This window comes from Streptomyces sp. NPDC088923 (genome assembly GCF_044749745.1).
Classification (GTDB): Bacteria; Actinomycetota; Actinomycetes; order Streptomycetales; family Streptomycetaceae; genus Streptomyces.
In genome coordinates this window covers 691,538-706,569 of the sequence record NZ_JBIVIO010000002.1, presented here as the reverse complement: position 1 = coordinate 706,569, position 15,032 = coordinate 691,538, and the positions used below count along the sequence as shown (strand labels likewise).

The window sequence follows — 15,032 nt, the reverse complement described above, 5'->3', positions numbered from 1 at the left end:
CGATCTCGGCGAGCGCCGCCAGACCTCCTACACCGCCTGGCGCCGCCGGCAAGGCCCCGCCGCAACCAGCTACCCCGAACACTTCACGGACGTCGTCCGGCAAGTCACCGCCTTCGCAGACACACTCCTCAACGGCGAAGCCGTCACCCTCTCTTGGAGTGCGGCGACCCTCACGTGGTCATGAAGCAGACCTGGCCGACCGACCAGACCTTCGGGGTGAACCCGAGACCTACGCATAACGAGTTGTCGCATCTTGGTCCGTCGGCTTGCTCAGACATCCACCACGAGAACGAATCACCCGGGCATTGTTGTGTCGGACGCCAAGTCCCCAAATCCAGGCACTTCTCGCCGACGTTCAGCCGATACTGACCCGACACGGGGAACGCGTACGCTCCGTACTGGGGAGCGAGACAACCAGCCGGTCTGCAGGGGGGACTGAGATGGGGGCACGCGGTATGCCGTCGGCCAGAGAGAGGTCGACGGTCACCGTTCACCAGGAGAGTCAGCGGGGCCCGCGGTGACGGACTTCGCTTTCGAGGCGACAGGGGCCGGCTCCATCGCGGCGCAGAGCATCGGGACAGCGATCACTGGCCCGGTCACCGTTCTGACAGCCGAGTTGCTGGACTCGGCACGCGATGTCCAGGCACCTGCCGGACTCACCAACCTGCCGCCACTCCCCCTGTGTTTCGGCCGCGCGAGCGAACTGGGCTCGCTGAGCGGCACGCTCGGGCAGTCGGCCGATGGGACTGCCGTCGTCCAGGGCCTCGGCGGCGTCGGCAAGAGCACCCTCGCGCTTGCGTATGCCCACGAACACCGCCGCGACTACAACGTGACATGGTGGATTGCCGCCGCATCCCCCGTCCACATCGAGCAATCGCTGGCCGACCTCGCTCTGCGACTCATACCCGTGTGGTCCGGCAGCGCGTCGACCGAAGAACGCGTCGCCTGGGCGAGGCTGTGGTTGCAGTGGCACCCGGGGTGGCTCCTGATCTTCGACAACGTTGAGAATCCAGCCGAGCTGCAGCCCTACGTCAGCACATCTGGCGGGTGGGTTGTGGGAGCGGAGATTGCGCAGTTCATGGAGCAGGCAGGGCCGTATCTAAGCGCGGCCCTGGGCGCCTACGGTGCGGGGGTATTGACCCGGGCCGAGGACGCTGCGGTGGGAGCCACGGCGAATGCAGGGCGCAGTATTCTGCACGCGGTCTGGCGGCGCCGGAGCCCAGCCGGACGCCCGGAGTTGGAGACGGCGGTGCGTGAGGCGGCCGAGGAGCCGGAGGACACCGACGCCGCAGCCGCACTGCGTCAGCAGATCAAGCGGACGCTAAGGGAAAATCCGCAGCTACTTGCCGAACTTGCCGCCCAGCTTCCCACGGCTGGTGCGGTGACGATCACCGCGTCGGGTGATCGGTCTATCGCCGCACAGATCATCGGCACGGCCGTCACCGGAGACAACAACACGATCCGTCCGTGACCCCGCCCCGGCTATTGAACTGTCGGTCGCTGAAACGATCGACGCCAGCGGGAACCTTATGTGCCTTCGGATTCCCTCAGACTCCTCGCACCCGCGCAGCGCGCTCCTTCATTTCCGCCTCCCGTAGCCCTCGTGCTTCGACTGGCCTCCTTGTTGCCCGTGCGCTGCGCCTTGGCTCTGTGATCCGACTGCTGCACAGTCATGGTCAACGGCGGCCGTCTCCTCGATCAAGGTCTTGACCTGCTGAGCTGTCGGCGGTGTCGACAGCGGTCATCTGGCTATATTCATGAGAATGGACAGCGATTGTCCACCGGTTCGGGAGGCACCTGAGCTCCCGCGAGAATCGAACGTCTTCATTCTCAGCGCCCAGGCTCCCTCAGCTCCTTCCCGATGGTGGCGCAATCGCTCCGGAGCCGTCTGCGACGATGGTGGGCATGAATGCGCGGAGCAGGAACCATGTGAGGGTGACCGGGCGGGCCGGTGCTCCGGCGGTGGTGCTGGCGCACGGGTTCGGGTGCGATCAGAACATGTGGCGTCTGGTGGTGCCGGCGCTTGAGCGGGACTTCACCGTCGTTCTTTTCGATCATGTGGGCTCGGGCAGCTCGCAACTGTCGGCCTGGAGCCGGGAGCGGTACGGGTCGCTGGAGGGGTACGTCGACGACGTGCTGGAGGTGTGCCGGGAGCTGGAGCTGGGGCCGGTCACGTTCGTGGGGCATTCGGTGAGCGCGATGATGGGTGTGCTGGCCGCCGCCCGCGAGCCGGAGGCGTTCGCCGGGCTGGTGCTGCTCGCTCCGTCCCCCTGCTTCGTCGACGACCCGGCCACGGGGTACCGGGGTGGGTTCAGCGCCGCTGACATAGACGAGCTGCTGGAGTCGCTGGACGCGAACTATCTCGGCTGGTCGGGCGACATGGCACCGGTGATCATGGGTAATCCGGAGCGGCCCGAGCTGAGTGAGGAGCTGACGAACAGCTTCTGCCGTACGGACCCGCAGATCGCGCGGGTCTTCGCCCGGGTGACGTTCCTGTCCGACAATCGCGCCGACCTCGCAGCGGTGCGGGTGCCCACGCTGGTCGCCCAGTGCTCCAGCGATGCGATCGCTCCGCCGGAGGTCGGCGCGTACGTCCACGCCCAGATCCCGGGAAGCCGGCTGGTGACGCTGAACGCGACGGGGCACTGCCCTCAGCTCGCCGCCCCGGAGGAGACCGCCACGGAGATCGCCGCGTTCGCGGGGACAGCGCGATGATGTGCGAGACCGGTGACGCGGCGAACCGCGAGGACCAGGCACCGGTGGATGACGACGCCCGCTTCTCCGAGCTGCTGGAAGACAGCACCGAGGACCTCTACGAGCACGCCCCGTGCGGCTATCTCTCCACCCTGCTGGACGGCCGGATCGCCAAGGCCAACGCGACCCTGCTGGACTGGCTCGGCTACGAGCGCGCCGACCTGGTGGGCCGCAAGGCCTTCTCCGACCTTCTGACCGTCGGCGGCCGGCTCTACCACGAGACCCACTTCGCCCCGCTGCTGCGGATGCAGGGCGAGATCAGCGGCATCGCCCTGGAACTCAAGGCGGCCGACGGCTCCCGCCTGCCCGTCATGGTCAACTCGACCGTCAAGACCGGCAGCGACGGACAGCCGCTGCTGATCCGCACCACCATTTTCGACGCCCGCGACCGCCGCGCATACGAGAAGGAACTGCTGCGGGCCCGGCAGGAAGCCGATCGGGAACGCGACCGCCTGAAGCTCCTGAACACCACGTTGCAGAAGACGCTGCTGCCCCCCGCGCTGGCGAACGTTCCCGGCCTGGACGTCAGCGCGCACTATCACATCGCCTCTGTCGACGAGGTCGGCGGCGACTTCTACGACCTGTTCCCCCTGACCGCCGGCACCTGGGGCTTGTTCCTGGGCGACGTGTGCGGCAAGGGCGCCGCCGCGGCCGCTGTCACCTCGCTGGCCCGCTACAGCCTGCGCGCCGCCGCCGTCTACAACCCGGACCCGGCCGCCGTACTCGCCAACCTCAACACCGTCCTCAACCACGAGTACCACGGCACCGACCCCCGTTTCTGCACCGTCGTCTTCGGCCTGCTCACCCCCGACCGCCAAGGAAGCGGCTTCCACATCACCCTGGCCAGCGGCGGACACCCACCTGCCCTCCTCATGCGCACCGACGGCACCGCCGACTACCTGCCCACCCCCGGCGGACAGCTCATCGGCGTGCTGCCGGACGCCCACATCGCCACCAGCGCCGTCCACCTCGCCCCTGGCGATACCCTGCTCCTGTACACCGACGGCCTCACCGAAGCACACACGACGGATGCGAGCGGCGACGACCGCTACGGCGACGACGCCCTCCTCGACTTCGGCCGCCACCTCGCCCCCACCACCGCGTCGGACACCATCGGCGCTGTTCGCGAGCTGCTCGACACCTTCGGCACCGGCGTGGACGACGACACTGCCCTCCTCGCCATCCACGTGCCCCGACACCTCAGTGAAGAGCAGCAGTGACCCAGCACCTGACCCTCCGCACTCGCACCACCGCCGCCGGCATGGTCATGCAACTCGCCGGGGAACTCGACCACCACACCGCACCCAAGGTCCGCGACGCCCTTCCCGGGCTCGCCCTGCGCCCGGGGCAGCAGCTCGTCATCGACCTTGAGGGCATCACCTTCTGCGACTCCAGCGGAATCACCGCCCTGATCGCGGCCCGCAACCATGCCCTGAACGCCGACGCGGCCATCGCACTGGCAGCCCTCCCCGAACGCCTCGCCCGAATCCTCCGCATGGTCGGCCTGGACCAAGTCTTCCCCACCCACCCCACCGCACAGGACACCGAAGACGCTGGGCAAACCGTCTCCGACTGACTCGCCGTACCTGACAGAGAAAGCTCGTCGCCCCACGGAGCATCGAACAAGCACCGTCCGCAGTGCCTGCCAAGGTGGTGAACATCTGCTGTCCGTTCTCACGAACAGAGCCAGTCATCGTTGAGCGCCCTTCCACTGCCCGGGAGGACGCTCGTGCGTGAGCACCGCATGACGAGTGCGGGGCTCACCCGAGCCATCCCATGCCGCCCGAGCATCAACAACCCAACCCAGCGGGCGCCTCGCCATGCATGGGATACGTTGTAATCAGCTCCCGGCCAGAAGTCCCCCGAAAAGTCCCTGACGTGATTCAAGGCAAGCCCGAGCATGACAAAACCCCAGGTCACTCCCATGATCAACGGTCGTCCACATGTCCGTGAAGTACAAGGAGACGGCGCGGGGCGGGCTCGCGGTGCACATCATCGAGTGCTGAGCGGATAGGTCCTGACCAGTGCCTTCGTGTCTTCGGCGCTGTCAGGGCCTTCCCTGCTTACACGGCGGAAAGTCCCTGAGACCTCCCTATGATGTCCCCGCTTCGCACCCCTCGCCGAGGGTGCCGGCGAAGTTCTTCAGGCGCCTGAGTCGCGGCAGTCGTGTCGCTCTCCAGGTACTGCTTCCATGCTTTCCCCCAGCAAGTGCGCGAGGGCAGGAAGATACTCCGGTGACCACATGGAGTAGTGGTCACCAGGAGTGTCGGCGCGTTCCCACGCGGTTCCGGTGGCGTCCCGCCATGTGTCCATGAAGTCCGGCGACCCCGTGCCCTGGACGTAGACGGGCTGCCCGGACCAATTGCCGGGTGAATAGGTGTTCACCGCCTGGAGATTGGCCCGGAAGACAGCGAACCGGTTGGCGACGAAGCTCTCCGACGCCTGCTCGGGCAGCAGTTCGGCCCGGACCAGGACCGACCGCAGCCTGACAAGTGCCTCCTGCTCGTCCAAGCCCGGTTCCTCAAGACAATCCAGGGTCGGCTGCGTGCGGCCGAGCGAATGGGCGAGGTCCTCCGCGAAGAGACTCATCGCCTCGGGACCGGACAGCACCGGGAACTCGCGCAGGGGTGTCGGCTCGATCATGGCGAGCAGCGCGACCCGCTGCCCCGCGTCGGTGAGCCTGCGAGCCGTCTCGTAGGCGAGAAGACCTCCGGCCGACCATCCCGCGAGAAGGTACGGACCCCGTGGTCGGCGCATCCTGACCGCGGCCGCGTAGTGGTCGGCGAGATCCCCGGCGTTGCTCAGGACGCCCTGTTCCCCGTCGAGGCCCGGCGCCCGCAGACCGAGCACCGGGCCGTCGCCCGGAAGGCGGCGGGCGAGCCCCAGATAGCAAAGGGGCGAGCCGGAGATGGGGGGAACGAGGAAGAGCGGAGGAGTGCCGCTCCCTTCCATACCGTGGCGGAGGGGAACAACGTGGGCCGGACGAGCCCGTGGGGTGGGCCCCTCAGGCGGACGCGGCCCGTCGTACAGGGGCAGCGGGTGGCCGAGGAGCTGGACGAGGCCGAGCCCCGGATCGGCCACGGCGCGATCGAGAATGTCCAGGAAGGCCGCGACCTGCGCCTCCGCCTCCTCGCGCGTACAGAAGTCCGGGGCGGACTCGCAGATCAGGCGGAGCCCTTCAGCGGTCTCCTCCGCGGTGAGCAGCAGGTCGAACCCGGTCCCGTGCTTGCGCGGCACCACCGGCTCGACCGAGGCCGAGCCGAAGGCCGCCGGGGGTGTGGCCGAGCGTGGTTGCAGTTGAAAGGCCAGGCTGGGGAGGAGGCCGTGTCGGGCGGGGCCGACGCGGCCGGGACAGAGCCTCTCGATGATCTGGCCCAGTGAGACCGTGCCGTGCTCACGCGCGCCGGCCACTGTCTCCCTGGTCCGCTCGACCACTTCCGCGAACGAGGGGTCGCCTTCCAGGGGCACCCGCAGGATCTGCGGGTGCGCGAAACTTCCCACCGTGTCATCGAGTTCCCGATGAGACCGCCCGTGGTCGAGCGTGACGAAGACCCCGTCCGGCCGACCGGTCCTTCGCGCCGCGACACATGCGAAGGCGGCGCCCATGACGATGAACGGCGTGGCTCGCATCGACGAGGCGACCTCTCGCAGCCGGGCGTAGGCGCTCGCGTCGATCAGAGCGGAGAGGGAATCGGCAGTCGATCGCGACGGTGAGGCCGGTGTTCCGGGCGGGCGGGGACCCGGCAGATCCTCGGCCGGCGCCCCCAGCCGCTCCTGCCAGTAGGCGAGGTCCGCCCGCACTACCCGGTCGTCGGGCCGCGTGCGCTGCCAGTGTGCGTAGTCGGCGAACTGGACGGGGAGAACCGGGAGCACCGGCTCGCGGCCCTCGCACTCAGCGGCGTAGTACTCGGCCAGGTCACGCCACAGGAGATCGGTGGACCAGCCGTCCGCGATGAGGTGATGAAGCGTCAGGCTCAACACGTGGTCGTCGGGGTCGAGCGTGACCAAGCGGCTGTGGAGCAGTCCCCCGGAAGAGAGGTCGAACAGATGCCCGGACGCCTCGTCGGCGAGCCGGGAGGCGGCCTCGGCGCGGGACTCCTCATCGACGAGACCGAACCGGCGCTCCACCAGAAGTCGGGTGCCCGGCTCCGGATCGACGAACTGCGCCGGGCCGTTCGCCGTTGCCATGATGGACGTACGGAATACCTCGTGGCGTTCCGCCAGCCGGTGGAACGCCGCCCGCAGTGCCGGTACGTCGACCGCGCCCCGGATGCGCAGGGTCAGTGAGATGTTGAACGCCGCGGCCTCATCCGGGTTGATCCGCTCCTGCAGCCACAGGTATTCCTGGTGACGTGTCAAGGGGAGCCGGTCCGCCCCGCCCGGGCGCGGTCGCAGGGGTGGGGGCGCCGCCGCACGGCGGGCCGCGGTGAGCTTCTCGACCAGCCTCGCGCGCTGGTCAGGCGTGAGACGGCTGAGGTCTCGCTGGTGTGGGGACACGGACGTCAGACTCCCACTCCGGCCGTTCGGCGATCGATCAGCTCGGCCTGAGCAGTGATCGTCTGCCGTTCCAGCAGGTCATGGATGGCGAGTTCGACGCCGAAGGCCCGCTCGATGCCGAAGGCCAGCCGCACGGTCGCCAGCGAGTGCCCTCCGAGGTCGTAGAAGTCCCGGTCCACGGGCGGGTCGGACAGACCGAGCACGTCGGCCCACAGGGTTGCCAGGGCGCTCTCCGTACCGCTGCGCGGCTGCTGCCCCGTCCCGTGCACGTGGTGGAGCGCGGGCAGCGCCTTGCGGTCGATCTTGCCGCTCGGGGTCAGCGGCAGCGCGTCGAGAACGACGACGGTGGGCAATGACATGCGCGGAAGCCTGGTGGCGAGGGCCGCCTCGATATCGGCGGCGACAGCCCGGGCCCCAGGTGCCGCCACGACGAAGGAGAGGAGTACGAGGACGCCGCCCGCGCCGGGCCTGGCGACGACGACGCACTCGCCGACCTCGGGCAACGCCATGACGGCGTGCTCGACCTCGCCGGGCTCGATCCGGACGCCTCGGATCTTGATCTGCAGGTCGGTCCGCCCGAGGTACTCAAGCGCGCCATCGGCCCTCAGCCGGACCAGGTCGCCGGTCCGGTAGAGCCTCCGCCCCGGGTGATCGCCGTACGGGTCGGGCACGAAGCGCTCCGCGGTCAGCCCCGGACGTCCCAGGTAACCACGGGCCACACCGATTCCCCCGATGCAGAGTTCACCGACCGCGCCCACCGGCACACGCCGCAGCGACTCGTCGAGGATGTGCAGGTCGGTGCCGGCGACCGGGCCGCCGATCGCCATGACGTCGTCGTCCGCCGCGCCGGTTCGGTGGATGGTGGAATAGACGGTGGTCTCGGTAGGTCCGTAGGCGTTCCACACCGCGCGGCTGCGGGAACGCAGTTCCGCGGCGAGGTCGGGGAGCAGCGCCTCGCCGGCCGCGACGATTGTCAGCCCGGGCAGTGTCGGCCACCCCATCGTGAGCAGGTTGCGCAGGTTCGAAGGCGTTCCCATCATCGTGGACGGACGCCAGTCGTCCAGCCTTCGGATCAGGGCACGCGCGTCCCGCACTTCCTCAGCGGATGCCATCAGCACCGTTCCGCCACCGACCAAGGGCAGAAAGAGCTCCAGCTGGGCGACATCGAAACCGACGGTGGTGGTGGCCAGCGCAGCGTCCCCGGGGCGGCAGCCCAGTCGGCTCCGCATGTCCAGCAGCAGGTGGCCTGGGTCGGCTGCTCGCGCGCCTCCTGACGCAACGTCAGATACGCCACGAGCTGGTCCCCTGCGCCGGCCACTGTCCGAACGAGAACAGTTGCCTGGGCGATCCGGGCGTGACCGGCCAGTGCCGATTCGATCTCGCCCAACTCGATCCGGTAGCCGCGCAGTTTCACCTGGTGGTCCGTGCGGCCCAGATGCAGCAGTCGGTTGTCGGCCCGTCGACGGCCCAGGTCGCGGCTACGGTAAAGGCGGGAGCCCGGCGCTCCGAACGGGTTGGGTATGAAGGCCTCGGCTGTGGCGCTCGGACGGTTGCGGTAACCGCGAGCGAGACCGACCCCGGCCAGGTGGATCTCGCCGGACAGGCCGACCGCGAGCGGGTCGAGGCCGGTGCCCAGGACATGAGCCTCCGTTCCCGCGAACGGGGTTCCGATGGTCGGCGCGGCCGGCCCCTGGTGATCCCCGAAGGTGGCGCAGACCGTCGCCTCCGTGGGTCCGTAGGCATTGACGAAGCGGCGGCCCGCGGACCACGACTGGGCGAGGGACGCGTTGCACGCCTCTCCCGCACTGACGACCAGTCGCAGCGCGGGCAAGGCGGCCGGGTCGACCTGGGCGAGGCACGACGGGGGGGGAAGGTTCCTACGGTGATCTTCTGGTCCTGGAGTCGTCCGACGATCTCGTCCACGCCGGTCCCCGAGGTCGGGACCAGAGAGAGGCAGGCTCCCGAGGTCAGCGCCATGAGCATCTCCCACACCGAGGCGTCGAAGCTCAGCGAGGCGAACTGGGAGACACGGTCCGCAGGAGTGATACCGAAGGCCTCACGGACCGCACGAGCGAGGTTGACCGCTCCTTGGTGGGTGACTTCCACGCCCTTCGGGCGACCGGTCGACCCCGAGGTGTAGATGACGTAGGCCAGGTTCTCCGCGCGGACATCGGACGCGGGGTCCGTGTCCGGGGCCGCGGCCAGGGAGTCACGGTCCGTACCGCCGTCGAGCACGATGACCGGGGTCCGGTGCGGCGGCAGACCGCGCTCCGTCGCCAGGTCGGTGACCAGGGCGACCACGTTCGCGTCCGCGATGGTGTACGAGATCCGCTCGGATGGGTAGGCCGGGTCGACGGGGAGGTAGGCGGCACCCGCCTTCAAGATCCCCAGGAGCGCCACGATGGCCGAGGCGGAACGGGGCATGGCGATCGCGATGACCGACTCCCGGCCGACACCGAGCGAGCGGAGGTGATGCGCGAGCCGGTTGGCTCGGCTGTTGAGCTCCCGGTAGCTGAGGCTGCGGCCGGGCGCGAACGAGGACTTCTTCGCGCTGGGGGGACACTCCCTGTCGTTGATGCGGCTCTCCTACCAGCTGAACGAGGTCTTCGGCGTCGAACTCGGCGTCGGTGACCTCTTCCGGAATTCCACAGTGGCCGCACAGGCGCAAATGATCGAAGGACTGGCGTTGGACGCCTTCGGTGACCTGTCCGACGAGGAGTTCGAGCATCTGGTCTCCACCGATCTCTAGTTGTGCGTCCCGCATCACACGAAGGAAGAGAGACGTCTCATGTCCGCAATCCCCACCCGGTCGGCTTCTTCCCCGTCCGCCGAGGCCCACGGTGCCGTACGGGAGTCGGCCGCCCGGTCGCCTCGCTCCTCGCGGTGGCCGGCAGACTGCTGGCTGCTCCGGGAGCCGGCTCCGGAGGCGGAGAGCCTGCTCTTCTGCATCCCCTACCTGGGCACCGGTGCATCGATGTTCCACGGCTGGCCCCGCACCATCGCCGGAGCGGAGGTCTGCCCGATACAGCCGCCCGGCAGGGAGAACCGTCTGCGCCAGCCGAGTCCCGCGAGCTACGAAGCGTTCGCCGCCGACCTGGTCGACGCGCTGACCCCGTACCTGGACCGTCCGTTCACGCTGTTCGCGCACTGCAACAGCGTCTACGTCGCCGTCGAGGTGGCGCGCCGGCTGGAACGCCGCGGCCTGCCCCAGCCGAGGCGCCTGTTCGCGTCCTCCATGGTCTCCCCGGACCTGATGCCCTTCGGCAGCATTCTGGACGTGCCGGAGGAGGGACTGGACTCGGTGGTGGCGGATCTGATGCGGGGCCGCGGACTCGAACCCGATCCCGAGCTGGTCGAGCTGGCCTCCCCTCCATGGTGGCCGATGTCCGCGCCTACCGTCGCTACCAGGCCGACCACAGCCGCCTGCCGTGTCCGGTCACCGCGCTGGGGTGGACCGATGACCACGAGGTGCCACCAGCCCTGCTGTCCGGCTGGGACCAGTACGCGGACACGGACACCCGGCTGCTCAAGGGCAGCCACTGGAGCTTCCTGTCCTTCCCCGACGAGCTGCGCGAGGTCCTGGCGGGCGAGCATTCGAGGGCCGCGGACGCTGCCGCCTCAGCGGGTACGAGCGACGATCAGTCGTGATGTGCCGGCTCGGGCAGGTTGCCGTCGGCGTCACACCAGCCGAGCTGGCCCAGTCGCAGTCCGGCCTGGAAGCGGCTTGCGGCGTTGATCCGCTTCATCAGGTCCGCCATGAGGCGGCGCACGGTCCGAATGGACAGGCCGAGCCTGCGCGCCGACATCGCGTCGGTCAGGCCGCCGGCCAGGAGCCGCAGAAGCTCGCGCTCCTGGGTGGAGAGGCCGAAACCGTCCTTGACCGGTGGCGAGCCGAAGGGCAGAGAGCTCTCCCAGACGTTCTCGGCGAGGAAGTACAGGGCCGCGACCACCCCTGGGCTGCGGATGAAGAGAGCTCCCTGACCGGGCTGTTCGGGGTCGACCCGGATCAGGGCGACACTGTGGTCGATGAGCAGGAGCCGCATCGGCAGGCTCTCGGTGGTCCGGATCTGGCCTCCCTGCTGCGAGAGCCAGCGTGCGTAGCTCACGCTCGGCCCGTCGTTGCGCACACTGGAGAGGTAAACGGTGCGCATGCGGACCCCGCGCCGGAGTGTCTCCTCGTCCAGCACCCGGCTGGCGGCCAGTACCTCAGCACTTTGCGGGCCGCCGGGAACGAGGGCGAAGACCTCGGTGCGCACCTGCTGCGAGAGTATCCGGAGCTTGGCGCGCACCTCCTCGACATCGCTGACCTCCTCGAAGTCCGCGTTCGTCCCGCCACCCCGGCGAAACGCGGCCGTCGAGTAGTCCGCCAGCAGGTCGGCGACGACACTCCTGTTCTGCTGGAGAACCTGCTGCTGGGTAGCGAGCTCGGCCTCCTGCCTGGCTATCAACGAGGCGAGCTCCAGCTCCGGGTTGACGGCTCGCCAGCGCGTCGGCTCGCCCATGGCCGGCCGCGCCAGAGACGCCCCGGCAAGAGCTTCCAGGGCGTTCCGGACGTCGCCGTCAGAGATGCTGAGGTGTTCCGCGAGATCAGCCACCCCTGCTTCCTCGCAGGCGACCATCGCCCGATAGACCAGCATCGCCCGATCGTCGAGGCCCAGGGCGATGAGCTTGCTGGCGCTCTGATCAGTCGTGACGTCTGTCGAGTTCACATCAAAGGTTCTACGACTGAGCAGGGGCAGCGGCACAGGAATCGGCGTATCCACAGCGGAGACGATGCATGCCGGTTGCGGTGCGGCGGGGCCCGCCACGACGGACGCCTGGCCACGGGTGAACATCATCGAGTGCTGAGGGGGCCGCAAGGCAGTGGCGGCGGGGGCCTTCGGCCGCCGGGTGCGTGAAGGCGCGGTGGGTACCGCCGGGTGCCCGGAGTCGGGGGGTGCGCGGAGTGCCGTCGGGGTGGGGCTGGGCGGGGGCGTTACAACTGGTCCATGCGCGCGACACGAGTCCTACGGCGTGCGCGGGCTCTGTTCCCGCGCCGCCCCCACAGCCTCGCCGGGCAGGTCTTCGTTCTCCAGCTGCTCGTGATCGTCGTGCTCGCCCTGCTGATGGCCGCCGGGTACGTGCGCGAGGTGCACTCCCGGGCGACGGATGAGGCGTACGACCGCTCCCTGGCCGTCTCCGAGACCTTCGCGAACGCGCCGGGCACCGTGGCCGCCATGCGCGCGCGCGATTCGAGCGCGCTCCTCCAGCGGAGCGCCGAGGCCGCGCGCGAGAGGGCGGACGTGACGTACGTCGTCGCCTTCGACCCGCGCGGAATCCGCTGGAGCCACCCCGATCCCTCGCTCATCGGCGGGCACGTCTCGGGAGACTTCAGGCCTGCGCGCTCGGGCGAGCCGTACCAGAACACCTTCGACAGCACCCGGTTCGGGGAGGCCGTCGACACGACGACGGCGGTCTTCGACGGGCGGCAGCGCATCGTCGGCTTCGTCTCCGTGGGCATCAAGCTGCACAGCATCGACCAGGTCGTCGTGGGGCAGCTCCCGCTCCTCGGCGGGCTGTTCGCGGTGGCGCTCGCGCTCGCCGTCGCGGCGACCGCGCTGGTGAGCAGGCGGCTGCGCTCGCAGACGCACGGGCTCGGCCCCGGCGGCATGACGCGGATGTACGAGCACCACGACGCGGTCCTGCACGCCGTGCGCGAGGGCGTCGTCATCGTCGGTGCGGACGGGCGGCTGCTGCTCGTCAACGACGAGGCGCGACGGCTGCTCGGCCTGGGCGGTGAGGAGGTGACGGACCGGGACGTGCACGAGGTGGGAATGGCACCCGGCATCGCCTCGCTCCTCGCCTCCGGGCACGCGGTCAACGACGAGATGCGCGCCGTCGGTGACCGGCTCGTCGCGTTCAACCAGCGGCCGGTGAGCGAGAGCGGCAAGGGGCGGCAGGGCTCGGTGGCCACGCTGCGCGATACGACCGAGCTGCGGGAACTGGCGGACCGGGCCGACGTCGCGCACGACCGCCTCCAGCTCCTGTACGACGCGAGCGTACGGATCGGGACGACGCTCGACACCGTGCGCACCGCCGAGGAGCTGGTCGAGATCGCGGTGCCGCGCTTCGCCGACTACGTGACCGTGGAACTCCTCGAACCCGTGCTGCGCGGTGAGGAGCCGACGCTCGCGGGCCCCGAGATGCGCCGGGTCGCGGTCGGGGGTGTCAGGGCCGACCACCCGCTCCTCCCGGCCGGGAAGCTCATCGACTTCCAGCCCGGCAGTCCCGTCGCGAACGCCGTCCTGACCGGGCGCGCGCAGTTGCGGCCCGACCTGAGGGGCTCCGCCGAGTGGAGCACGCATGCCCCCGAGCGTGCCCAGGACGTCCTGGACTTCGGCATCAGCTCGCTCGTCTCGGTGCCGCTGCGGGCCCGTGGCGTCGTCCTGGGTCTGGTGGGTTTCTGGCGCTCGGAGCAGGTCGCGTTCACCGCCGAGGACGTCTCGTTCGCCGAGGAGTTGGCCGCCCGCGCGGCCGTCGCCGTCGACAACGCGCGCCGCTTCACGCGGGAGCACTCGATGGCCGTGACACTCCAGCGCAGCCTGCTGCCCCGGGCGCTGCCGGAGCAGTCGGGGCTGGAGGTGGCGTACCGGTACCTGCCCACGAAGGCGGGGGTCGGCGGGGACTGGTTCGACGTGATCCCGCTCTCCGGGGCCCGGTTCGCGCTGGTCGTCGGGGACGTGGTGGGGCACGGGGTGCACGCGGCGGCGACGATGGGGCGGCTGCGCACCGCCGTGCACAACTTCTCCGCGCTCGACCTCGCCCCCGACGAACTGCTCGCCCATCTCGACGAACTCGTGGCGCGGATGGACAAGGACGAGGAGAACGCCGAGTCGCCGGGCGGCGACGATCCCGCCGTGACCGGGGCGACGTGCCTGTACGCGGTCTACGACCAGGTCACCGGGGTGTGCGCGGTCGCGCGGGCCGGGCACCCGGGGCCCGCGCTCGTGACCCCGGACGGAGTGGCCTCGTACCCCGACATCCCCGGTTCGCCGCCGCTGGGCCTCGGCAGCGGGCTGCCCGTCGAGAAGACCGAACTGGTCCTGCCCCCCGACAGCCTGTTCGTGCTCTTCACGGACGGGCTCGTCAAGGACAGGGAGCGGGACATCGGCACCGGGCTCGCCCTGCTGCGCGACACGCTCGCCGTGCCGGGGCGCGGGCCCGAGGAGACGTGTACCGCCGTCATGGACCGTCTGCTCGTGCCGGAGCCCGCCGACGACGTGACGCTGCTCGTGACCCGTACCCGGCGGATGCCCCCCGAGCGGATCGCGGAGTGGGACATCCCGCCGGACCCGGCGGCCGTCTCGCGCCTGCGCGGCGAGGCGCTGGCGCGGCTCGACGCGTGGGGGCTCGAAGACCTCTCGTACACGACCGGGCTGATCACCAGTGAGCTGGTCACCAACGCGATCCGCTACGGCGCCCCGCCGGCCCGGCTGCGGCTGCTCCACGACGTGTCGGGGCTCATCTGCGAGGTCACCGACAGCAACAGCACGGCGCCGCACCTGCGGCGGGCCAAGAGCAGCGACGAGGGCGGGCGCGGGCTCTTCCTGGTCGCGCAGTTCGCCGACCGCTGGGGCACCCGCTACCTCAACCGCGGCAAGGTGATCTGGACCGAGCAGTTCCTGGCGAACGGCGAGCGGGCGGCCGAGGAGCAGGACGCCGACGCCCTTCTCGACCAGTGGTCGGACGAGGACCTGGGGTGAGAGGCCCCCGCCGTCCGGGAACGGCGAGCGGCGCGCGCG

Annotated in this window: 11 protein-coding genes and 2 pseudogenes; 8 read left to right on the top strand and 5 right to left on the bottom strand. The window is 69.8% G+C overall.

The features are described from left to right. The first annotated feature begins 517 nt into the window (after positions 1 to 517). The 4 genes from ACIP4O_RS14360 to ACIP4O_RS14345 all read left to right on the top strand — a co-directional run bounded on the left by ACIP4O_RS14360 (position 518) and on the right by ACIP4O_RS14345 (position 4,330). A complete protein-coding gene (locus ACIP4O_RS14360; RefSeq protein ID WP_401574758.1) occupies positions 518 to 1,471 on the top strand; it encodes a hypothetical protein in 954 nt (317 codons plus the stop codon). 434 nt (positions 1,472 to 1,905) lie between these two features. Beyond that, on the top strand, positions 1,906 to 2,715 hold the full coding sequence (locus ACIP4O_RS14355; RefSeq protein WP_401574756.1) for an alpha/beta fold hydrolase: 810 nt from the start codon (positions 1,906 to 1,908) through the stop codon (positions 2,713 to 2,715). Then, positions 2,715 to 3,974: a PP2C family protein-serine/threonine phosphatase gene (locus tag ACIP4O_RS14350; RefSeq protein ID WP_401574951.1), complete on the top strand. Its 1,260-nt coding sequence runs from the start codon at positions 2,715 to 2,717 to the stop codon at positions 3,972 to 3,974. Before ACIP4O_RS14355 ends, ACIP4O_RS14350 begins: the two co-directional genes overlap by 1 nt. Then, complete coding sequence (locus tag ACIP4O_RS14345; protein WP_401574755.1) at positions 3,971 to 4,330, top strand: STAS domain-containing protein; 360 nt, start codon at positions 3,971 to 3,973, stop codon at positions 4,328 to 4,330. Before ACIP4O_RS14350 ends, ACIP4O_RS14345 begins: the two co-directional genes overlap by 4 nt. A gap of 566 nt (positions 4,331 to 4,896) precedes the next feature. Here ACIP4O_RS14345 and ACIP4O_RS14340 read toward each other — a convergent pair. From ACIP4O_RS14340 to ACIP4O_RS14325, 4 genes and pseudogenes are all read right to left on the bottom strand, one after another. Then, the gene (locus tag ACIP4O_RS14340; RefSeq protein WP_401574754.1) at positions 4,897 to 7,113 is read right to left on the bottom strand and encodes a condensation domain-containing protein; all 2,217 of its coding nucleotides are present in this window, start codon (positions 7,111 to 7,113) and stop codon (positions 4,897 to 4,899) included. 143 nt (positions 7,114 to 7,256) lie between these two features. Next, entirely contained in the window at positions 7,257 to 8,480 is a 1,224-nt protein-coding gene (locus tag ACIP4O_RS14335) for an AMP-binding protein (RefSeq protein ID WP_401574753.1), read from the bottom strand. Continuing rightward, positions 8,363 to 9,082, bottom strand: a complete 720-nt coding sequence (locus ACIP4O_RS14330) for an AMP-binding protein (RefSeq protein ID WP_401574752.1) — start codon at positions 9,080 to 9,082, stop codon at positions 8,363 to 8,365. Before ACIP4O_RS14330 ends, ACIP4O_RS14335 begins: the two co-directional genes overlap by 118 nt. Before the next feature lie 41 nt (positions 9,083 to 9,123). After that, positions 9,124 to 9,828: pseudogene (locus ACIP4O_RS14325) on the bottom strand (AMP-binding protein); the annotation flags it as partial. On the opposite strand from ACIP4O_RS14325, the gene ACIP4O_RS14320 reads away from it, so the two are divergent. From ACIP4O_RS14320 to ACIP4O_RS14310, 3 genes and pseudogenes are all read left to right on the top strand, one after another. Then, a complete protein-coding gene (locus ACIP4O_RS14320; protein WP_401574950.1) occupies positions 9,764 to 10,000 on the top strand; it encodes a phosphopantetheine-binding protein in 237 nt (78 codons plus the stop codon). The pseudogene ACIP4O_RS14325 and the gene ACIP4O_RS14320 sit on opposite strands and share 65 nt — an antisense overlap. A 39-nt stretch (positions 10,001 to 10,039) precedes the next feature. After that, positions 10,040 to 10,444 (top strand): annotated as a pseudogene (locus tag ACIP4O_RS14315) (thioesterase II family protein); the annotation flags it as partial. Positions 10,445 to 10,623: 179 nt separating this feature from the next. Beyond that, on the top strand, positions 10,624 to 10,899 hold the full coding sequence (locus tag ACIP4O_RS14310) for a hypothetical protein (protein WP_401574960.1): 276 nt from the start codon (positions 10,624 to 10,626) through the stop codon (positions 10,897 to 10,899). Here the strand turns inward: ACIP4O_RS14310 and ACIP4O_RS14305 are convergent. Then, positions 10,890 to 11,960 carry a LuxR C-terminal-related transcriptional regulator gene (locus tag ACIP4O_RS14305; protein WP_401574751.1) on the bottom strand — a complete coding sequence of 357 codons (1,071 nt, stop codon included), beginning with the start codon at positions 11,958 to 11,960 and terminating at the stop codon, positions 10,890 to 10,892. The genes ACIP4O_RS14310 and ACIP4O_RS14305 overlap by 10 nt on opposite strands. Before the next feature lie 279 nt (positions 11,961 to 12,239). On the opposite strand from ACIP4O_RS14305, the gene ACIP4O_RS14300 reads away from it, so the two are divergent. Continuing rightward, a complete protein-coding gene (locus tag ACIP4O_RS14300; RefSeq protein WP_401574750.1) occupies positions 12,240 to 14,993 on the top strand; it encodes a SpoIIE family protein phosphatase in 2,754 nt (917 codons plus the stop codon). Positions 14,994 to 15,032: the final 39 nt, after the last annotated feature.

Bases quoted from the DNA above. Each gene is read 5' to 3' on its own strand.
- ACIP4O_RS14350 (WP_401574951.1), top strand. From the start codon at position 2,715: ATGTGCGAGACCGGTGACGCGGCGAACCGCGAGGACCAGGCACCGGTG.
- ACIP4O_RS14335 (WP_401574753.1), bottom strand. From the start codon at position 8,480: ATGCGGAGCCGACTGGGCTGCCGCCCCGGGGACGCTGCGCTGGCCACC.
- ACIP4O_RS14310 (WP_401574960.1), top strand. From the start codon at position 10,624: ATGGTGGCCGATGTCCGCGCCTACCGTCGCTACCAGGCCGACCACAGC.
- ACIP4O_RS14355 (WP_401574756.1), top strand. From the start codon at position 1,906: ATGAATGCGCGGAGCAGGAACCATGTGAGGGTGACCGGGCGGGCCGGT.
- ACIP4O_RS14300 (WP_401574750.1), top strand. From the start codon at position 12,240: ATGCGCGCGACACGAGTCCTACGGCGTGCGCGGGCTCTGTTCCCGCGC.